The organism is Prevotella melaninogenica, assembly GCF_013267595.1.
Lineage (GTDB): Bacteria > Bacteroidota > Bacteroidia > Bacteroidales > Bacteroidaceae > Prevotella > Prevotella melaninogenica_D.
This window is the reverse complement of sequence record NZ_CP054010.1, coordinates 1225667-1245830: the sequence shown is the minus strand read 5'-3', so window position 1 is coordinate 1245830 and position 20164 is coordinate 1225667. Positions and strand designations below refer to the sequence as shown.

Annotated in this window: 21 protein-coding genes; all 21 read left to right on the top strand. The window is 39.2% G+C overall.

All coding sequences use genetic code 11. From position 1 onward, the window contains the following. Positions 1–33 precede the first annotated feature (33 nt). Complete coding sequence (locus tag FIU21_RS04595) at positions 34–1350, top strand: aspartate kinase (RefSeq protein WP_004360361.1); 1317 nt, start codon at positions 34–36, stop codon at positions 1348–1350. 145 nt (positions 1351–1495) lie between these two features. Then, positions 1496–2653 carry a diaminopimelate decarboxylase gene (gene lysA, locus FIU21_RS04590; protein WP_004360362.1) on the top strand — a complete coding sequence of 386 codons (1158 nt, stop codon included), beginning with the start codon at positions 1496–1498 and terminating at the stop codon, positions 2651–2653. 19 nt (positions 2654–2672) lie between these two features. After that, positions 2673–3911: a glycosyltransferase family 2 protein gene (locus FIU21_RS04585; protein WP_036886286.1), complete on the top strand. Its 1239-nt coding sequence runs from the start codon at positions 2673–2675 to the stop codon at positions 3909–3911. Then, positions 3912–5069, top strand: a complete 1158-nt coding sequence (locus FIU21_RS04580) for a glycosyltransferase (protein ID WP_172891307.1) — start codon at positions 3912–3914, stop codon at positions 5067–5069. It begins immediately after the preceding gene. A 3-nt stretch (positions 5070–5072) separates the two neighbouring features. Then, entirely contained in the window at positions 5073–7085 is a 2013-nt protein-coding gene (locus tag FIU21_RS04575; RefSeq protein ID WP_004360365.1) for a fructose-bisphosphatase class III, read from the top strand. 687 nt (positions 7086–7772) lie between these two features. After that, positions 7773–8819 carry an IS1595 family transposase gene (locus FIU21_RS04570; RefSeq protein WP_004360366.1) on the top strand — a complete coding sequence of 349 codons (1047 nt, stop codon included), beginning with the start codon at positions 7773–7775 and terminating at the stop codon, positions 8817–8819. 580 nt (positions 8820–9399) lie between these two features. Continuing rightward, entirely contained in the window at positions 9400–9612 is a 213-nt protein-coding gene (locus FIU21_RS04565; protein WP_004360367.1) for a hypothetical protein, read from the top strand. Positions 9613–9734: 122 nt separating this feature from the next. Next, entirely contained in the window at positions 9735–10334 is a 600-nt protein-coding gene (locus FIU21_RS04560) for a hypothetical protein (RefSeq protein ID WP_231291337.1), read from the top strand. A gap of 60 nt (positions 10335–10394) precedes the next feature. Continuing rightward, positions 10395–11075 carry a hypothetical protein gene (locus tag FIU21_RS04555; RefSeq protein ID WP_004360369.1) on the top strand — a complete coding sequence of 227 codons (681 nt, stop codon included), beginning with the start codon at positions 10395–10397 and terminating at the stop codon, positions 11073–11075. A gap of 27 nt (positions 11076–11102) precedes the next feature. Then, positions 11103–11369, top strand: a complete 267-nt coding sequence (locus FIU21_RS04550) for a hypothetical protein (RefSeq protein ID WP_004360370.1) — start codon at positions 11103–11105, stop codon at positions 11367–11369. Positions 11370–11371: 2 nt separating this feature from the next. Beyond that, positions 11372–11989, top strand: coding sequence for a hypothetical protein (locus tag FIU21_RS04545; RefSeq protein ID WP_004360371.1), 618 nt, complete (start codon positions 11372–11374; stop codon positions 11987–11989). Between the two features lie 20 nt (positions 11990–12009). Further along, complete coding sequence (locus FIU21_RS04540; protein WP_367302984.1) at positions 12010–12255, top strand: PAAR-like protein; 246 nt, start codon at positions 12010–12012, stop codon at positions 12253–12255. Positions 12256–12257: 2 nt separating this feature from the next. Further along, a complete protein-coding gene (locus FIU21_RS04535) occupies positions 12258–12878 on the top strand; it encodes a hypothetical protein (protein ID WP_004360372.1) in 621 nt (206 codons plus the stop codon). 67 nt (positions 12879–12945) lie between these two features. After that, positions 12946–13290 carry a DUF4280 domain-containing protein gene (locus FIU21_RS04530; protein WP_004360373.1) on the top strand — a complete coding sequence of 115 codons (345 nt, stop codon included), beginning with the start codon at positions 12946–12948 and terminating at the stop codon, positions 13288–13290. 27 nt (positions 13291–13317) lie between these two features. Continuing rightward, complete coding sequence (locus FIU21_RS04525) at positions 13318–14025, top strand: hypothetical protein (protein ID WP_004360374.1); 708 nt, start codon at positions 13318–13320, stop codon at positions 14023–14025. 41 nt (positions 14026–14066) lie between these two features. Beyond that, positions 14067–14294 (top strand): PAAR-like protein, encoded by a 228-nt coding sequence (locus FIU21_RS13280; RefSeq protein WP_367302983.1) that lies wholly within the window; start codon positions 14067–14069, stop codon positions 14292–14294. A gap of 760 nt (positions 14295–15054) precedes the next feature. Continuing rightward, entirely contained in the window at positions 15055–15453 is a 399-nt protein-coding gene (gene tssD / locus FIU21_RS04515; RefSeq protein ID WP_004383461.1) for a type VI secretion system tube protein TssD, read from the top strand. A 179-nt stretch (positions 15454–15632) separates the two neighbouring features. Beyond that, positions 15633–17444 carry a type VI secretion system Vgr family protein gene (locus FIU21_RS04510; RefSeq protein WP_172891306.1) on the top strand — a complete coding sequence of 604 codons (1812 nt, stop codon included), beginning with the start codon at positions 15633–15635 and terminating at the stop codon, positions 17442–17444. Between the two features lie 21 nt (positions 17445–17465). Beyond that, a complete protein-coding gene (locus FIU21_RS04505) occupies positions 17466–18320 on the top strand; it encodes a hypothetical protein (RefSeq protein WP_004360376.1) in 855 nt (284 codons plus the stop codon). After that, positions 18305–19615, top strand: a complete 1311-nt coding sequence (locus FIU21_RS04500; RefSeq protein ID WP_004360377.1) for a PAAR-like protein — start codon at positions 18305–18307, stop codon at positions 19613–19615. Before FIU21_RS04505 ends, FIU21_RS04500 begins: the two co-directional genes overlap by 16 nt. After that, complete coding sequence (locus tag FIU21_RS04495) at positions 19599–20162, top strand: hypothetical protein (RefSeq protein WP_036886293.1); 564 nt, start codon at positions 19599–19601, stop codon at positions 20160–20162. Before FIU21_RS04500 ends, FIU21_RS04495 begins: the two co-directional genes overlap by 17 nt. Positions 20163–20164: the final 2 nt, after the last annotated feature.

The window sequence follows — 20164 nt, the reverse complement described above, 5'->3', positions numbered from 1 at the left end:
AGCATAAATCCACATTTAGAAAGATTGAAGATGATGAAAGTAATGAAATTTGGAGGTACATCCGTTGGTTCACCAGAACGTATGAAGGGTGTAGCGTCCTTGATAACAAAGTCAGGAGAACCTACATTTATCGTGCTCTCCGCAATGAGTGGAACGACAAACACACTGATAGAAATATCTGATTACCTCTATCGCAAGAATCCAGAGGGAGCAAACGAACTTATCAACAACCTCGAACAGAAATATCTTGGGCACGTTGAGGAACTTTACTCTACAGAGGAATACAAGCAGAAGACACGCCAGTTCTTGACAGAAGAGTTCAACTACCTGCGCACCTTCACAAAGGATTTGTTCACTTCGTTTGAGGAAAAGAGTATCGTTGCACAGGGTGAGGTACTCTCAACCAACATGGTTGTAAACTATCTGCAGGAGCAGGGAATCAAAGCAACATTACTTTCTGCACTCGACTTCATGCGCACCGACAAGAATGCAGAGCCTGACGGACAGTATATCAAAGAGCATCTGACAGCGATTATGGATGAGAATCAGGGCTATCAAATCTATATCACACAGGGCTTCATCTGCCGTAATGCCTATGGTGAGGTAGACAACTTGCAGCGTGGTGGTTCTGACTATACCGCTTCACTTGTGGGTGCAGCTATCAACGCAGAGGAGATTCAGATATGGACTGATATCGACGGAATGCACAACAATGACCCACGTGTCGTTGAGAAGACAGAGGCTGTACGCCAGCTGAACTTCGAAGAAGCATCGGAGTTGGCTTACTTCGGTGCTAAGATTCTCCACCCTACTTGCGTTCAACCAGCTAAGTATGCCGGTATTCCTGTTCGTCTAAAGAACACGATGGACCCAGATGCAGAGGGTACTATCATCGATAACACATTGGTAAGAAGAAAGATTAAGGCTGTTGCAGCTAAAGACAATATCACTGCTATCAAGATTAAGTCAAGTCGTATGTTAGGTGCATCCGGCTTCTTACGTAAGGTATTTGAAATCTTCGAGAGCTATCAGACTTCTATCGACATGATTACTACCAGTGAGGTGGGTGTGTCAATGACCATCGAGAACAATAGCCATTTGGCTGAGATTGTTGATGAGTTGAAGAAGTATGGCACCGTAACCGTTGACACAGAGATGTGTATTGTCTGCGTTGTTGGCGACCTTGATTGGAGTAATGTTGGCTTTGAGACATTGGCAACTGACGCTATGAAGGACATCCCTGTACGTATGATTAGCTATGGCGGAAGCAACTTTAACATTTCTTTCTTGATTCGCGAGGGGGATAAGAAGCGTGCCTTACAGTCATTGTCAACCGTTCTCTTTAACTAAAGAAAGAACTGATAAATTAACAATAAGTATTTATCGTATGCACAAACGCCCTCGCCTGGTCATCACTGGGAGCAGACAATTGGACATGCGAGGACGTAGATTTCCTCTACAACTCAGATAAACACCACTTCAGGAGACAAAACACATGGTACAGAAATTCCCTATAGATAAGTTCAAGAAGATTGAAACTCCGTTTTATTATTATGACTGTGACCTCTTGAGAGAGACACTACAGGCGATTAATAAAGAGTTGAAAAAGTATGAAAACTTCATCGTCCACTATGCTATTAAAGCCAATGCGAACGCTAAGGTGCTGAAGGTTATACAGCAGACAGGTATGGGAGCTGACTGTGTGAGTGGTGGTGAGATACAGCGTTGCTTAGACTGTGGCTTCCCAGCAGACAAGATTGTCTATGCAGGTGTGGGTAAGTCAGACTGGGAAATCAACCTCGGATTAGACCATGACATCTTCTGCTTCAACGTAGAGAGTGTGGCTGAGTTAGAGGTTATCAATGAGTTGGCAGCGAAAAAGGGTAAGACGGCAAACGTATGTTTCCGTATCAACCCAGACGTGGGAGCACAGACACACGAGAAGATTACCACCGGATTAGCTGAGAATAAGTTTGGTATTGCCATGCAAGACATGCTACCTACCATCCTTGAAGCAAGCAGGATGCCGAACATTCACTTTATCGGTTTGCACTTCCACATCGGTTCACAGCTGCTCGAAATGACTGATTTCCGTCATCTCTGCAGCCGTATCAACGAAATACAAGACGGTTTAGAGCAGGAGAATATAAAGATTAAGAATATCAATGTTGGTGGTGGATTGGGTATCGATTACGACAATCCTGACAACCATCCAATCCCTGATTTCAAGTCTTATTTCTATACCTTCGCACGCTATCTGAAACTAAGAGAAGGACAGAAACTCCACTTTGAATTGGGTCGTGCAGTAGTAGGACAGATGGGAAGTCTCATCACTCGTACCCTTTATGTGAAGCAAGGAACAGCAAAACAGTTTGCGATTGTCGATGCAGGAATGACCGACTTGATTCGTCCTGCTCTCTATCAGGCAAGCCATAAGATAGAAAATCTATCAAGCGATGGCGCTTTACACGCTTATGATGTGGTAGGACCGATTTGCGAATCGAGTGATGTCTTTGCAAAAGGAATCGAACTTAACACCGTTCATCGAGGCGACTTGATTGCGATGCGTTCTGCTGGAGCATACGGAGAAATCATGGCTTCGCAATATAACTGTAGGAAACTGCCTGTAGGCTATACCTCAGACGAACTATAATCCATAACGAAACGAATAAATGTTCACTTTTGATAATACGACCATCATCATCTCAGTAGTGTTGCTTTTAGTAGCATTGCTGACTTCTTTTCTCAATCCTTTCTTCCGAAAAGTAAGCATTGCAGAGTATGGTCTGCCAACTTCCACAGCCGAAAGTGAAGAAATAAGTAAGGAAGAAGAGAGTGTAGAGGAGGAGAAGGAAGCAATAACGGAGCCAGCTATCACTGAAGAGCAACTCCCAACTTTACCTCCTATCTCGATTATCTTCACGCCCCATGACAATGCACAGGAGCTTGCAAAGAATCTCCCACTCTATCTGAATCAGGACTATCCAGCAGACTTTCAGGTGATTGTTGTGGCACCACAGAATGATCATGAGACGAGTGATGTATTGAAACGCTTTGCATCTAACTCACATCTATACACCACCTTCATCCCTGAATCATCACGTTATATGAGCAAGAAGAAGCTTGCCATTACGCTTGGAGTGAAGGCAGCAAAGTATGATTGGGTGATAATGGCAGACATCTGTTGCTATCCAAGGGGTGATAACTGGCTGCAAGCTATTGCCAGAAACTGCCAAGAAGACAAGGAACTCGTGGTAGGCTACACTCGTTATGAGGACGAAACGCCTGCTTATCGACACTTCGAAAGACATTATTTGGCACGCTATTTTATGCGTGAATATCAGCATAATAAGTCCTATGCGTGTCCGTTTAATGCTTTAGCTTTCCGCAAAAGTCGTTTCTTAAGTGAGGAAGGATTCCGCGGAAACCTCAAATATATACGTGGAGAATACGACTTCATGGTAAACAAATATGCAAGTGGTAACAACCTTGTGTTTGAAAATTCGTTTGAGGGAACACTCATAGAAGAGGCACCAACAGAGAAGGTTTGGCTCGGCACACACCTTTTCTATATGGAGAATCGCCAACACTTGAAACGTACATCACAGCATCGTTTCCTCCCGTATGTCGACCAAACGGCACTACATGGTAATTACTTCTTGCAGTGTATTGCACTTGCAGTCTCTCTCCTATTGGGTATGTGGACCATTTCTGTTGCTGCAGGATTATCCCTAATCATCTCTATCATTCTACGCTTAGTTATTGGAAAGAAAGCACTGAGACGTTTCGATATAGAGATTCCAGCATGGAAGATTATCCCATACGAGATTGCTATCGCATGGAAGCACCTTGGTTATAAGTTGAAATACCATCGTGCAGACAAGTATGACTTCATATCTCACAAACTATAAATGCGCATCATCCATTACATAGACAGTATAAAGGCAGGCAATCTGCTTTCTGATTACCTTCTACGACTCACCACAGCACAGAAAGAATATGCTGATGTCAAGACGGTTACACAACAAGGAGATTTCAAAAAGCTCCTTGCTGACTTCCAACCTGACATCGTTCATATTCATGCCTGTTGGGAATATCAAGCTGCCACACATGCTAATTGGGCTGCTAAGAAGCAGTGTGCAGTAGTGTTCTCACCGCATTGGGAACTCAATGAGAGAGCAAGAACGACAGAGCAGAAGTCTACTAAGAAGGTGAAGACACTGCTCTATCAAGCGAAGATGGTGAGAGGAGTGGATGCGCTCCTTGTGAGTAATGAGCAAGAAAGGCAAGACATTCTAAAGTTAGGATGGACCAAACGCATTGATATCGTACAAGACAGCGTTCTTAATAGTTCGCTGAGCGATGACGACATGGCGCAGCAAACGATTTCTTTCTATCGTAAAGTACTTGACACACGCTATCAATTCGCCATGACAGCAATGGAGAAAGACGCTGTTCCAAGTCTGCTTCACGTTGGTTTGGCACAAGAGACAACCCACAACCTCTTGCCCAGCGACCAACTTCTTAACCTACGAAGTCTGAATCCAGAACAATGGCGAAGAATCTTCCTCTATACTGATGACGAGGGAATAAGAGAGATTGTAGACAACAGTATCAGCCGTCTACAACTCAATGCACCCACGATTGACACTGCTGCCATACAGCGATTCCCACTCTTGTCACCAAAGGAAACAACCTCGGTTGACACAGATAAGCTGATAGGAAACCAGCCTATGACGCGACAGCGACTCAGTGACTACTCCAATGAGGAAGATGCTATCATCAAGAAGATAGCAACCATCATTGCAAACACTCGACAGATAGAGCGAAAGAAGAAACTTTCCTTACGCCTGTTGGCTGATTTATACACCGTTATAAAGTATAATGATTACGACGAAGATCGACTTGCAGACGTGCTCCGCCACCTCCGCCTCTACCGTTATTCACGTCGTATGATACAGCTCCTTGCTGAGAAAGTGCTACTTAAAGAGGGATTCATGCCTATCCCACCACGAGATGATAGGAAAACAAAGGGCATCAAAAAAAATAATTTCGTACAAAGACATTAACACATGACACAGAAGAAATACGATTTAAAAAAAGATGAACGCTATTTACAACTATTAGCAACATCGTTCCCAAATATTGCTGACGCTGCAACTGAGATTATAAACCTTGAGGCTATCGCACACCTCCCAAAGGGTACAGAACACTTCCTTGCCGACATTCATGGCGAGTATCAAGCGTTCCAACACGTGCTTAAAAATGCCTCTGGTAACATTAAGAGAAAGGTTAATGAGCTCTTTGGTGAAAGACTAAGAAACATAGAAAAGCAAGAACTTTGTACTCTGATTTATTATCCAGAACAGAAACTTGAACTCGTTAAGAAAGAGGAAAAGGATATCAAAGACTGGTATCATATCACCATACACCGCTTGATAGAGGTTTGTCGTGATGTATCCAGCAAATATACACGCTCAAAGGTTCGGAAGTCTTTGCCTGATGATTTCTCTTATATCATCCAAGAGTTACTGCACGAACATGCAGACGACAAAGACAAGACCGACTATGTGAGTGCTATCATCAAGACGATTATCTCTACTGGACGAGCTGATGACTTCATCATTGCTATCTGTGAGGTTATCCAACGATTAGTCATCGACCAGCTGCATATCTTAGGTGATGTGTACGATCGTGGACCGGGTGCTCACATCGTTATGGACACCTTAAAGAACTATCACAACTGGGATATCACATGGGGAAACCATGATATTTTGTGGATGGGTGCGTGTGCTGGTAACGATGCTTGTATCTGTAATGTTATTCGCATAGCCCTGCGTTATGCGAACATGGCTACCATTGAGGATGGATATGGTATCAACCTTATTCAGTTGGCTACCTTTGCAATGGACGTATATGGTGATGATCCATGCGAGGAGTTCATGCCAAAGATATCGAAAGACAATCCACTCGACGAACGTAGCAAGACGCTGACAGCACAGATGCACAAGGCTATCAGTATCCTTCAGTTTAAGATTGAATCACAGATGATCAGTCGTCATCCGCTTTGGAAGATGGCCGACCGTCGTTTGCTCAAAGCTATCGACTATAAGAAGGGTACGATTATCCTTGATGGTAAGGAATATAAGATGTGTTCATGCAACTTCCCAACTATCGACCCAAAGAATCCAGAACAGCTTACTGAGGCAGAACAGGCACTCATCGATCGTCTTCATCAGTCGTTTACAGGCAGTGAGAAGTTGCGCAGTCATATTCGTTCTCTGCTCCGCCATGGCTGTATGTATAACGTCTTCAACCACAATCTCCTTTATCATGCCTCTATCCCACTCACGAAAGAGGGCAAACTAAAAGAGGTTGAGATTGGTCCAGGTGTGAAGTTGAAGGGTAAGGAATTGCTTTATCAGACTGGTATGAAGATTCGCTCTGCCTTCCAGACAAACAATGAAATGCAGACAGAAGAAGAACGTCAAGATGCTATCGACTTTTTCCTCTTCCTATGGTGTGGACCTGATAGTCCGCTCTTCGACAAGGCAAAGATGGCTACTTTCGAACGCTACTTCATTGAAGAAAAGGAAACTCATCATGAGGAGAAGGGCTACTACTTTGGTATGCGCGACAATGAGGAGATTGCCGATATGATTTTAGATGAGTTTGATGTGCCACAGCCTAACCGTCACATCATCAATGGTCACGTCCCTGTTCATGTTGTCAAGGGTGAGAATCCTATCAAGGCAAACGGCAAACTGATGGTGATTGATGGTGGTTTCTCACAAGCCTACCACAAGGAAACAGGTATTGCTGGTTACACCCTCGTCTATCACTCACGTGGTTTCCAGCTCGTACAACACGAGCCTTTCACATCAACAGAAGATGCCATCAAGCGAGGAACAGACATTGTTTCAACCATTCAGATTGTTGAAATGAACCAACAGCGCCTACGCGTTGAGGACACCGACAAGGGTACAGAACTCCGTCTGCAGATTGAAGCCCTCAAAGAACTCCTCTATGCTTACCGCTGTGGCTTCCTCACCGAGCATGAACGTAAGACTCCACCAAAGGTATAAACACTGACCTTTGAACATTGAGGTTTGAACTTTGAATATTATGATTTGAACTTCGAACAACTACGAATAGCACTAATGACACGAATGCTTATTGCCTACTTATTCGTGCAATTTGCGTAATTCGTAGTCCCTTTGAATTTGAGGTTTGGACATTGAACTTGATAATTAGAACTACGAACATTGAACGACTACGAATGGCACTAATGACACAAATGCTTATTGCTAAGTGATTCGTGCAATTCGCGTAATTCGTAGTCCCTTTGGAGTTGAGGTTTGGACATTGAACTTGATAATTAGAACTACGAACATTGAACGACTACGAATGGCACTAATGACACGAATGCTTATTGCTAAGTGATTCGTGCAATTTGCGTAATTCGTAGTCCCTTTGGATTTGAGGTTTGGACATTGAATTTGATGATTAGAGTTTATAGCTTTGAACTTTCCCACATCGGTTATCAGAATTATCAATTAAGAATTATGAATTGAATTAAACCTCACACAGAGTACACTCCTCTGTGTGAGGTTTTTTATGTTAACCATTGATGTCTGAACTTTAAATCTTAATGTTTGCTATCTTGAAATATAATTCTGTGTTTTGATAAAAGTACTAAGGTATGTTAATCTCAATATAGCTCCATTGTAAAAATCTGAAAATCAATTATATTTGTCACAAATATGAGACCTATGTTATTGAAAGACTTCTTCCAGATGTTCCCCGATGAGGATAGCTGCGAGAACTACCTTAGAGCTGTTCGAGAGGAGATAGGTGTTGTGTGTCCTAAGTGTGGAGCTACAAAGTATAAATGGCTGCCTAGAAGGAAATCCTTTCAATGTGAGAACTGTGGCAACAGAATCCCGTTGACAAAGGGTACCGTTATGGAACATAGCAAACTACCGCTGTATGATTGGTTCTTTACTGCGCACATGATGACGTCCATCAAGCAGGTACTGTCGGCTAAGGAGATCCAGCATCAGCTTGAACTCGAATATTACTCTCCCGCATGGTTGATGATGATGAAATTGCGAGATATTATGGGGCAGAGGGACAGTATCTATACACTCTCTGACCAGATAGAGCTCGACTTGTCATATTTCTCAACTTCCTTCATTTCAGAGGAGGGCGGAGAAAAGGTCCTTAAGAGTAAGAAAACTCCTGTGTTGGTAATTGCACAGAGTAAAGATGCAGGTTCAATCCTAAACGAATACCTATCAGACAATACTGACACAGAACGATTTAACAAAGCCTCTAAACTTATGAAGCAAGCTAACAGAAGCAAAGTGAAGAAAGCTGTCCGTTATATCAAAATGTATGCATTGCCTGATAGTAAATACAAGACATTGGCGCCTTATGCTGAGAAGTCTGTGAATCAGGATTCAAAGATACATTCTGACGGAGGACATAATCTCATGGGGTTGAAGAAGACTCTGACAGGTCTTGTTCAGCATATTGAGACTGAGAGCACCCCTCACGAGGTTGTTACCAAAGTCTTGCCATGGGTTCACATCGTTACAGGAGAATGCCGTAGTAGTATTGATGCGATTCACAAAGAAATCGATGAGCGTTTTCTCCAATTATACTTGAATGAGTATTGTTGGAAATTTAATTGTCGTTGGTTTAGGGATAGTAAAAAGCCAGAATATGACTTGTTCAGACATCTGATGAAAATAGCAGTACAATATAAATCCAGCATAAAATGGCATGACTATGAGGCATACTTTGAAAGTGTTTAAGGTTTGTTAGTACTTTTATCAAAACACAGAAAAATATAATTACAAAATAGATAAATAAAAGTCAGGTAAAGAGCCAGAAAGCCTGTGATTTTTATACCTTCATAAGTTATTTGATATCAGCGTGTTACTGAGATGCTTTTCAAAAGGTGCTTAATTAGCCGTCAAAAGGGCGTTAGTAAGGGGCTTAAAGGGCATCTTTTGCAAGTCAATTAGGCGTCTTTTCGAAGCCAATTAAGTATTAATAGATTTTTAGGTGTTAGAAAAATATTTACAGCACATTACGCATAGACAAGTTCTTTATTGTTCATTCTTTGCTTTCACTATGTATTAAAACAACCTACTCAGAAAAGAATATTAGGCAGAGAGAGATTGATTACAAAATGTTAAAGCCATTATATTTTATGTCTCTCTGTTGTGTATCTGAAATTATCTTCCTACATTTGACATCCTGAAGCAAAAAATAACATCATTCATTTCTATCTAAGAGTAAAACAACATTCCATTTACAAATTACAATATAAAAAGTAATGGTACACTATCAGATAAGTTAAGGATGAAACCAAAAGACTTACTTCAATGAATGGAGAGACAAGGATGCATAGATTTAAGAACGGGAAAGGGAGAGCAGATTGATTTCTCAAATCCACCATTCCATATTAGTTTCACACATAATAAAGGTAGTTATGTGAAATGGTATGTCTGCCGTGTGACAATTTATGGTCCAGAGTATTTTGTTATAGATGCAGAAACGAAAGAACTTATCAATCATGGAAAGACGTTAAATCTACAATAATGTTTTTATATATACAAGATAAATATTAAATAAGATACAGAATGAAACTATATACTTTGTGTTTATTGCTCTTAATAGCTTCACAGTCATGTATTGCACAAAAGAACAAGAAAACAACAACAATGAAGACAACAGAAAGATTCGATGTACAATATTATAAAAGCAAAATCAAGGAAGTAAATGGTAAAGATGGAGACGATAGCTTTGCCATTTATGTGGAGAGAGATAGTACACAGGTTAAGGTGTATTTTGATAAGGATTATGATGCTTTGGTAACAATCCCTCCTTTTACTTACTACAAGGAGGTAAGAATATTCCATAAAAACGGAGTTCTCAAGAAGTCGGGGAAACGCCTATTCTGTTCATCTGTCGATATTGGTATTTGGCGCGAGTATGACAATCAGGGTAACCTTATAAAAGAAACCGATGAAGATAAGAAGTTTGAGAAGCTGCGCCTGAAACCTATAAACATCCTGCGCTGGCTCGAGCATGAGGGGTATATAGACAGGAAAACGGGAAAAGGTCAGGAGAAGTTCGTAAAAGAGGACGATGAGCCTAATATTGACATCTACTTCTGGCTGTCGACTCGTGCTGACGGATCAAAGACTATCCCTGCGGGTTGGTCTATCGATATTACAGAACATGGAATGCGCACTACACATAGTTTCAATGCGGAAACGGGTGAATACTTGGGAAAGACAACACAGGTCTTATATGAATAAGGCATAGTCTCGTCAATCTTAGAACTATAAGTAGAAACAGATAATGACAAGAATAAAGGTATGAAACATCTCATTCTAATTTTATTAACTGCGCTGTGTTGTACTTGCTGCAATGTACAAAAAGACAAGGAGGCAACAACAATGAAGACAACTGAAAGATTCGATGTACAATATTATAAAAGTATAATCAAAGAGAAAAATAGCTATGAAGGTGCTACATCTGCTCAATATGTAGAGAGGAATGGTACTGAGACCTATGTGTCATTTAACGAAGATGGCTTTGTCTTACAAGAAATCAAGCCATTTACTTATGAGATGATAGTTAAAAACTATTATAAGAATTGTATTCTCAAATCCAAAGGGAAATTGCTTTGTCATTCAAGTGTCAAAATTGGCATTTGGCGCGAGTATGACAGTCAGGGCAACCTTATAAAAGAAACCGATGAGGACAAGAAGTTTGAGAAGCTGCGCCTGAAACCTATAAATATCCTGCGCTGGCTCGAGCATGAGGGGTATATAGATAGGAAAACTGGAAAGGGTCAGGAGAGGTTCGTGAAAAAGGGGGATGCGCCAGGTATTAGCATAAGTTTTGGCAAGATAAGTGCGCCCAATGCTAAATTTGAAAAAGATTCTGTTCTTTGGACGATTACCATAACCGATAAAGGCGGTGATTTAACTTATACATGGAATGCCAAGAATGGAGAACTACTCAGCAAAGAGATATTGCAAGCCATAGAATAAAAAGGTTGAATGAACTAAACAGAGTTTATGTCTAAAATTATAACTCACGGAGCAACAATGTATTGTTCCCTTGGCACAGAGAAACCCAACCTAACTGTGACGAGTCAAACATTCCGTAGGATAGCTGATGCTCTTGTTGGTACAGAAGGTGATAATAACGGGATGGTAATATCCCTAGTTTTGGAGTTTGCAAATGTAGTTCCCCGAATCTTCCTTGTACTCCCCAGCCATAAACAAGGCTGGCAGCAAACAACACTGAAAGACAATATCAATGAACTGCTAATAAAATTATAAAAATGATAAGACGAATAATTACATTATTTACATTACTTGTGGTAATAAGTAGCTGTAAGGCACAAGGTAATAATAATATCAAACAGAACAAAACTTCGGAAAGGACAACCGAGAAATTTGATTCATGGACATATTACACACAAAGACAAGGAAGTGAGTATGTTTTTGAAGATTACTTACGAGGTAAAGTGAGGCAGTTTGGGGGCAACAATGGCTCTAATTATATAGAATATTCTAAAAAAAAGAAAGATTTGTTTGGTACTTATAAGGAGTATTACAATAGAACAGCAACTCTTAGATTAGTAGGAAAATATTATTATAATGATTTTGATTGTGGTATTTGGAAAGAGTATGATGAGAATGGTTATTTAATAGATGAATACGACCAAGATGCCCCTTATAAGAACTACCCATGGGAGAAAGTAGAGAAGTTTGTAAAGGAAGAGTTAAAGCTGGATTTATTCGATAAGAATGTTTCTATAAGGCGATATGTAAGTGATAAAACCAATATACCATTATGGATTATTCATTACAAGGTAGGATCAAATATAGTTTCTATTAAAATAAATGCCAATACAGGAGAAATTATAAAGAAAGGTACAAATCCTATAATAAAGTAGAATGGTGAAAATTGTAACTGATGGGTGCTATTATGTGTTGTACTTTAGGAACTGGGCAAGCCACGTTGACGGTTCTTAGTCAAAGTTTCCGAAGTATTTCGGGAGCATTGGTAGCGACTGAGGAAGATAAAATTAGTTTAAATAATATCCCAAGTTTTGGAATTTGCAAATGTAGTTCTCCGAATCCTCCTTGCATTCCCCAGCCACAAGGATGGCAACAAACAACACAGAAAGACAGTATCAATGAACTGCTAATAAAATTATAAAAATGATAAGACGAATAATTACATTACTTACATTACTTGTGGTAATAAGTAGCTGTAAGGCACAAGGTAATAATAATATCAAACAGAACAAAACTTTGGAAAGGACAACCGAGAAATTTGATTCATGGACATATTACACACAAAGACAAGGAAGTGAGTATGTTTTTGAAGATTACTTACGAGGGAAAGTACGTCAGTTTGGAGGAGATAATGGCTCTGAGTTTGTTGAATATGCAAGGAAAGATAACGAATTATACGGTTCTTACAAAGAATTCTATAATAAAACTAAGACACTCAAAAAAATCGGACGATACTATTATAATAAATTTAGTATTGGTATTTGGAAGCTATACAATGAAGATGGCTATTTAATAGAAACGATAGACAAAGATATTCCTTATAAAAACTATCCATGGGAGAAAGTTGAAAGATTTATAACGGAAGAATTAAAGTTGAATTTGTTTGATAAAGATGTTGAAGTGAATCGTTATATTGATGAAGAAGTTAATCTTCCAATTTGGTATATTACATGGAGATCTGATAGTACAGAAGTATTTTCTATAAAAATAAATGCTCTTACTGGTAAAGTTATATCAAAGGAAATAAATGAGGTGAGAGAATAATAAATTCAAATAATGATAAAATTAACAGAAGATTAGAAGAAGGATACAAAACCTATAATAAAGTAGAATGGTAAAAATCATAACTGGTGGCGCTATTATGTGTTGTACTTTAGGAACTGGGCAAGCTAAGTTGACAGTTCTTAGTCAAAGTTTCCGAAGTATTTCAGGAGCATTGGTAGCGACTGAGGAAGATAAAATTGGTTTAAATAATATCCCAAGTTTTGGAGTTTGCAAATGTAGTTCTCCGAATCCTCCTTGTCTTCCCCAGCCACAAGGCTGGCAGCAAACAACAAAGAAAGACAGTATCAATGGGATGAAGAAGCTGACGGAGCAGTCATTCTGTATGTATGCTAAAGGGGGAAGAATATCATTCGCTGATACAGGAAGTAATTCTTTTGTTGAAAGCGAATAACACGTTCACAATATATTAGGAACAAAGATGAAAAAACTAATATTTTTATTAATTGCTGTAATTGCATTAAGCAATTGCTCAGCTCAAACAACTAATAATAAGTTGAATATTAAAAAAAGAGAAAAGATTACGAATAATAGAAAATTTGATATTGAGGAATATCGAAAAGTAATAAAGAAGAATCCATTTGCAGATCGAATGCTTCGTACTGATAAAAATGGTATGGTAATAGAAATGAATACCGAATATGACAAAAGCGAAATAATAGGTTATCGCGAAGACTACTCATATCCTCATTCTCCATATACTTATAGCTATGAATATAACACTGAGGGTTATTTGATAAAATCATGGGCAACATTTTATGGTAATATGCGGGTTAGTAAAATGATAGAATACGATGCGAATGGATTTAAAATAAAGGAAACAGACTTTGATGCTCCTTATAAGTTTAGTGTTACCGACCTTGTAAACAAAATGCAAAAAGATTACCATATAGACTTGATGGATAAACAAAATGTCTTTAGTATAAATCGATTTGACCATAAGGATTTACGAACAGCTTACTATGAAGTAATAGTTTACGGCAACAGCTGTGCACAGAAGATCTTCTACTACTTGGATGGTACTACGGGTGATTTGCTGTTTAAAACAAGTCGTATCTTTGGAGATGAGGGTATGAAAGGACAGGAACTTCCTTTTGATGAATATCTCCGTAAAAAAGAGGGGAAATAAGTATGTACGACTATAAAATTGAGCTATCAAAATAACTATCTATGGCAAAATTGGTTGTGAATAATTCACAGATGCAATGTTCACAAGGGACAGATATATCAGCAATAAATATAAGTAGTCAGAATATTGTTGCTATAGTTGGAGAGTTTTTGGCTACAGAGGAAGACAAGATAGGCGTAGGTAATATCCCAAGTTTTGGAGTTTGCAAATGTAGTTCCCCGAATCCTCCTTGTCTTCCCCAGTCACAAGATTGGCAGCAAACAACATAGAAAGACAGTATCAATGGGATGAAGAAGCTGACGGAGCAGTCATTCTGTATGTGTGCTAAAGGAGGAAGAATATCATTCGTTGATACAGGAAGTAATACTAGTTTTTAAACTTAACCATTGATGTCTGAACTTTAAATCTTAATGTTTGCTGTCTTGAAATATAATTACAAAATAGATAAATAAAAGTCAGGTAAAGAGCCAGGAAACCTACGATTTTTACACCTTCATAAGTTATTTGATATCAGCGTGTTACTGAGATACTTTTCAAAAGGTGCTTAATTAGCCGTCAAAAGGGCGTTAGTAAGGGGCTTAAAGGGCATCTTTTGCAAGTCCAAAGGGCGTCTTTTCGAAGGCTATTAAGCATAAATGAAAATATAGAAAGTGGAAAATTGTTTACAGTTCTATGAGGATGAACAAGTGGATAAGTAGACAGACTGATGAGTTGACAAGTTTATTCTTATAATGACGAGGTGTTCTTCCTACTCTCGAAGTAAGGTAAGCATTTAGCTTTTAAATGTTAAACTTATGTTATTTTACATCTTTAATTTGTTTTTATAAAATTATATTTTTACTTTTGAAACTATAAAAACAACAGATTGCAAATCTTCCTCTTCTTTCCAAGAGCAAGACTGTTTAACAGCCGTACAGAGGGGACTTCAAGAAGTTGTTGAGGTTTTCTCTTTTTTGTTTTCTGGTTAAGGAGATGATAAGGGTGCCTCGTTTATCATTTTTTTTCTAACAACTTAAAAAATTATCAATTATGAGTTCATTTAGAGCAACTTTGGAATTGGGTGGTAAGGAGTATGACGTACTCTATTCTAACTACGAGTTTAGCCGCACAACTGACAAGAAGGGTCAGCCTGCATCAAGCATCTCTGGCGGTCGAATCAGTGTAACCATCGAGTCTACTGATGACACTTCTACTATCGAGGCTATGCTTAACAGCCAGTTCAAGCCTGTTGAGGGTAAGATCGTTTACAAGAAGAGTGAAGAGGATGCTAAGATGAAGGAGATTTCTTTCAAGAATGCTTACATCGTTCACTACAAGGAGACACTCGACGTTAACAACGAGGCACCGATGACCATCGCTATGACTTTCTCTGCTGAGAATATCACCGTGGGCAATGCTGAGCTCGACAACCGTTGGCCTCGCACATAAGCTTAGGAAACTTAAAGGACTATGCAGAGCTTCCTTGCTCTGCATAGTCCTTTTCGCTTTCAATACTCAAAGGGGACTTAAATCAGTTTTATATTGCAATTATATTCCGTTTCCTAAGACTGGGAATATTATACCCCGACACGCCTATTAGCTTAATTTTATCTCAAAACAAACAACCCATGTCAATTCCTTTCAACCCCATTACTATCAGCGTAGGAAAGAAGTCTCTTTCTTCTTTTATTTCTCTACAAATCGAACAAAACATAGGTCAACACCACCAATTCCAAATGTCTGTTGAATTGGAAACGGGTAGTAATAGATATGTACATAATATCAATAGCAGCAAGGAATGGCTCGGTGAAAGCATCGTTGTGAAGGCTGCAAATACTCCTATCTTCGTTGGTGTGGTGACAAATGTACAATTACACAGAGAAGGAAGTGACTTTGGATGTATCATCGTTTCTGGCTACTCTGCTACTTACAGAATGGAAACGGCACACAGCTGCTTCTCATGGAATGATAGAACCATTGGGGATGTAGTGAAAAAGCTGTGTGAACAAGCTAAGGTGCAATTAGAGTTGAATCCTGCATTCAAGGAAACCAAAGACTTTATCTGCCAGTATGAAGAGTCGGATTTCGACTTTATCCGTCGTCTTGCTCATCAGTATCAAGAGTGGATGTATTTCGATGGAACTAAACTAATCTTTGGTAAACCAAGGAAATTGGCTGACCCTATAAGATTAGAATATGGAACAACACTGTCTTCACTTGACATTGGTTTGCAGACCCTCGCACGCTCTGAGCAGGTGTTCTCTTATCACTCTGGTGCTGACCGTGAAATGCAACGTATGACGCCAGACTTGGCATATGGTCATGACAAACTTGCGGGTGAGGCTTTCCGTGCATCATTAGGTATGTTCTCAAAACCTGCAAGACAGCATGCGCTGCCACGTATCAGCAATGAGACGGAACTCGTTAACTACATGGGGCGTAAGCAGGCGGCAGAGACGGCAGAGACACATTATATCACAGCTGAGAGTCAGGTACCAACCCTGCGTGTAGGTTCCGTCATAAGTCTCTACAGCTCATTCTTGGAACGTGTAGGGAACCTATCAGAAGAGAGCTTGGGTAACTTTATCATTATCGAGATAACACATGAGGTGAGCCAAGGCAGCTACTACAAAAACCGCTTTAAGGCTATCCCTGCAACGATAAAGGCACTGCCAAGTCCAAAGGTGCGTATGCCATTGGCTGAGACACAGATGGCAACTGTGCTTAGTAATGCTGACCCACAGGGTAAGGGCCGTGTGCGTGTGCGTATGAACTGGCAGACGGATGGTATGCAGACAGGCTGGGTACGTGTGATGACACCAGATGGTGGTAGCAGTAGTGACGTAAAGAGCAACCGTGGCTTTGTATTTATCCCAGAGGTAGGCGACCAAGTCCTCCTCGGCTTCCGTCATGGTGACCCTGCAAGACCATACGTTATGGGTAGTCTGTTTAACGGAGTTACTGGTGGTGGCGGTGGTCAAGGCAACAACTGCAAGGGTCTCACCACACGAAGCGGTTGCTCCTTGAAACTTGATGACTCAAAAGGTAGCGTAACCCTACACGATAAAGGCGGTGTAAGCATGAATTTTGATGGTGCTGGTAATGCAAAAACAAAAACAGACTCAAACTTTACCGTTGAAGCAGGAAGGGCACATACAGTAAATGCTGGCAGTAAGTCTACTATTAATGTTGGAGGTGATGCCAGTTGTCTAAAAATGGATAAGGATGGTCTTATAGACTTAACAAGTAGTGGTACTATTACCCTTAAAGTTGGAAGTAGCACGATTACAATATCTGATGGAGAAATTAAACTAGAAAGTACCCAAATTGATATAAATGGGACAACAAATAACATATCTGGTACATCCAATAATATTACTGGTACAAATCATCTTGAAGGAACAACAACAATTGACAAAGGAATAATAAATCTAAATTAAATCTATAAAAAAAATATCTTTATGTTAAGCTTAAAAACTCAAGGGCTTTTTTTCCCTCTAGCTTATAAGATATTTCAGAAGACTTCTTTTTCCGTTAATGGAAGCGTGATTAATGAAACTGAGACAGAGATAGAATGGGATATCGAAGATATTAGTAGCTCTGATGATGAAACCATTATTCATATAAAAACGGGGGTACATAATATTATTAAATATAACCCTCAATATCGTCAACTAATAGAGTTTATGTGTATGTTTAATATTCCCATTTCAGATCTTGTGTTAGTTCTCAATAAGACAGGAATACCTGTTAAGGTTAAGAATCAGGAAGAGATTTATAATCGTTGGAAATCTTTACGTCTTGAATGTTTTTCACAATTAGAGAATGACGAGACAGTTAGACCAATACTTGACGCTGCTGAAAATGACTTCAATAATACAATAAGTTTGATAAAAAAGACACCATTATATGTTTTGTTCTTTTCAGATGTATATGGACAAGAAGTAATCAATAATTCTTCTTTATTTACACTACCGTCACAAGTTTTTACAGGGAAAGATGTAACTTTCAAATCTTCAAGACAAATAAAGGACAATAAGGATGGTCATTTGAAACTTTCTATTGATGCAGAAGGTGTACCAAATGAGGACTTTAGAAAATTATATAATGATAAATTTAAGCACCTTTTCCAAGACACGTCTTATCTGTATAAAAATAAACTGAGAGCAAGCTATTCGTACGACAGCAAACAAGGAATAATTGAGTCTTGTCAGGCAGAGTTAGTAGAGAATCTTGCCAACAATAAAATGTGTTCAAAGCAGGAATTTGAGTTTAAATTCATAAAAGAAGAAATAAAGGTATGGCGCAACTATTAGTCCCAGAAGGAGTTTATTTGGTCTGCACAGATGGTATGACTACTAATCAACTTCAAGTGACAAGTCAGTCATCAGTCTTGATGTATGGAGGGCATCCTGTTGCTACAAGGCATGATAGGATGACCGCAAACTTTAATTGTGCAAAGATGGTTTTGGCAGGTGCCATAATCGGAGCCATAATTGGTGCCATTGCTGCTGCTGCTATTGTTTTATCTGGTGGAACAGCTCTTGTTGCAGCTGCAACAGCGGCAGCTGCAACAGTTGGATATGCAGGAACTGGTCTTCTTGCTGGTATGATACCTTGTATCTGTGCCATGCTTACATCAGACTGGACACCTTTTCACCCTATGATAATTATAAATAAAGTACACATGCCCATTTTAGAGACATCTAAGATGACTTGCTGTCTAGGAGGTACTGTGGAAATCTGCTATTCTAAAGAGAAAGCAGAAGCTTTGCAGGATTATAAACGTTGGAGTACAGGGTTGTCTGTAGCAGCATTAGCAGCTGCCTCTGCAGCTGTAGGCTCTGCTATTGGAGGACTATTGTCTTCAGTAGGTTCTTTAGCAGCTACATTTACAGAGTTTGGAGTACAGGCTTTGGGCAAACAACTCTTAGGTATGGTAAGTGGATTTGCTATGAATAGTGCATTGGGGTTTGGTTATCGGAAAGTAAAAGAAAATACAAGTTTTAATGTTATTATTGATGGAACAGTTTTTGGGGATGATGTTTCTCAGTCAGATTTTAATAAGTATTCAGATATTGCTCAAAATCCATTAGGTAGCGGAACGGGAAGTGAGACGGTATCTCAAATACCGGATGCCTCTACAACAGCAAATACACAAACAGGTGTCTATAGCAATGTTGGATCGATTGATTGTACGAACTATAGGGTTGTTTATGTAGCCTCTCCCGATGGAACTATAACTCCTACTCCAACAGTAGATATACATAATACTACCGTTTTACGAAACACTGTAGGGAATGGAAATGTGAGTAGAACCCAACATCAGACAACTCATACATCTACTAATAGCTATCGCGATAGGAATGGGAATTATCATGTGGTTGTAGAAGGAGAAGTTAATGGGGTTATGAGAAACTGGAATTTAGGGAAAACTCTGTTGGCAAATGCCAAAGAAGCGGGCAAAGGAATCGTAATGAACCTTCTGACAGATGTTCTACGTGCTTCTGGAAACTATTTATTAGCAAGTAAAATTGAAGCAAAAAACGCTGCAGAGAAGAATGAAGAGGAGGAAAAAGCCAAAATCAATGTGTATGAAAACAAGATATAAGATACTAATAGTTTTTCTACAATTATTTGCATTCTTTAGTTATATAGGCTGCTTTGTTTATCTAACCTATAAGGCTGATAAAGAGTTGATTTTTGTTGATATTCCTGTAAAATACACAAAGGGGGACATTACAGGAAAAGAATATGGGATTACAATCACGAAAGATAGAGGAAGCCACACAATTCACTTAGAATCAAACAAGTTTCCTGATAAGCACTTTAAGGCTCACTATTATATGTCCTTTCCTTATCCACAGCGTTCTTTTGATAGTATAATAGAATCCCACCCAAAAACCTTGCAATGCTATTTGGAGCCTGATTTTAGAGAGAAGCAGGGAAAATACACTCCTTTTGTTTATTCTGGGCAGCGAGAGAAAAGCTCAGTTTATTACTTGAACTTAGTATCTTATGTGAAGTATGAGTATGGTTTTTTATGGATTTTCCTATCAATTTTTATTCTTTTGATGTGTCTTTTCACCGAAAAAATAAAATCAAAAATATTACTTGTAGTAATGCTTTTAAGTACGATATTTTTTATCCTTATATAAAT

What these genes read in the sequence shown, in the direction of transcription:
- FIU21_RS04525 (WP_004360374.1), top strand. Translation starts at nt 13,318, where the DNA reads ATGAAAAAACTAATATTTTTATTAATTGCTGTAATTGCATTAAGCAAT.
- FIU21_RS04510 (WP_172891306.1), top strand. Translation starts at nt 15,633, where the DNA reads ATGTCAATTCCTTTCAACCCCATTACTATCAGCGTAGGAAAGAAGTCT.
- FIU21_RS04535 (WP_004360372.1), top strand. Translation starts at nt 12,258, where the DNA reads ATGATAAGACGAATAATTACATTACTTACATTACTTGTGGTAATAAGT.
- FIU21_RS04530 (WP_004360373.1), top strand. Translation starts at nt 12,946, where the DNA reads ATGGTAAAAATCATAACTGGTGGCGCTATTATGTGTTGTACTTTAGGA.
- FIU21_RS04505 (WP_004360376.1), top strand. Translation starts at nt 17,466, where the DNA reads ATGTTAAGCTTAAAAACTCAAGGGCTTTTTTTCCCTCTAGCTTATAAG.
- FIU21_RS04585 (WP_036886286.1), top strand. Translation starts at nt 2,673, where the DNA reads ATGTTCACTTTTGATAATACGACCATCATCATCTCAGTAGTGTTGCTT.
- FIU21_RS04540 (WP_367302984.1), top strand. Translation starts at nt 12,010, where the DNA reads ATGGGTGCTATTATGTGTTGTACTTTAGGAACTGGGCAAGCCACGTTG.
- FIU21_RS04595 (WP_004360361.1), top strand. Translation starts at nt 34, where the DNA reads ATGAAAGTAATGAAATTTGGAGGTACATCCGTTGGTTCACCAGAACGT.
- FIU21_RS04555 (WP_004360369.1), top strand. Translation starts at nt 10,395, where the DNA reads ATGAAACATCTCATTCTAATTTTATTAACTGCGCTGTGTTGTACTTGC.
- FIU21_RS04580 (WP_172891307.1), top strand. Translation starts at nt 3,912, where the DNA reads ATGCGCATCATCCATTACATAGACAGTATAAAGGCAGGCAATCTGCTT.
- tssD (WP_004383461.1), top strand. Translation starts at nt 15,055, where the DNA reads ATGAGTTCATTTAGAGCAACTTTGGAATTGGGTGGTAAGGAGTATGAC.
- FIU21_RS04550 (WP_004360370.1), top strand. Translation starts at nt 11,103, where the DNA reads ATGTCTAAAATTATAACTCACGGAGCAACAATGTATTGTTCCCTTGGC.
- FIU21_RS04560 (WP_231291337.1), top strand. Translation starts at nt 9,735, where the DNA reads ATGAAGACAACAGAAAGATTCGATGTACAATATTATAAAAGCAAAATC.
- FIU21_RS04570 (WP_004360366.1), top strand. Translation starts at nt 7,773, where the DNA reads ATGTTATTGAAAGACTTCTTCCAGATGTTCCCCGATGAGGATAGCTGC.
- lysA (WP_004360362.1), top strand. Translation starts at nt 1,496, where the DNA reads ATGGTACAGAAATTCCCTATAGATAAGTTCAAGAAGATTGAAACTCCG.
- FIU21_RS04565 (WP_004360367.1), top strand. Translation starts at nt 9,400, where the DNA reads ATGGAGAGACAAGGATGCATAGATTTAAGAACGGGAAAGGGAGAGCAG.
- FIU21_RS13280 (WP_367302983.1), top strand. Translation starts at nt 14,067, where the DNA reads ATGGCAAAATTGGTTGTGAATAATTCACAGATGCAATGTTCACAAGGG.
- FIU21_RS04495 (WP_036886293.1), top strand. Translation starts at nt 19,599, where the DNA reads ATGAAAACAAGATATAAGATACTAATAGTTTTTCTACAATTATTTGCA.
- FIU21_RS04545 (WP_004360371.1), top strand. Translation starts at nt 11,372, where the DNA reads ATGATAAGACGAATAATTACATTATTTACATTACTTGTGGTAATAAGT.
- FIU21_RS04500 (WP_004360377.1), top strand. Translation starts at nt 18,305, where the DNA reads ATGGCGCAACTATTAGTCCCAGAAGGAGTTTATTTGGTCTGCACAGAT.
- FIU21_RS04575 (WP_004360365.1), top strand. Translation starts at nt 5,073, where the DNA reads ATGACACAGAAGAAATACGATTTAAAAAAAGATGAACGCTATTTACAA.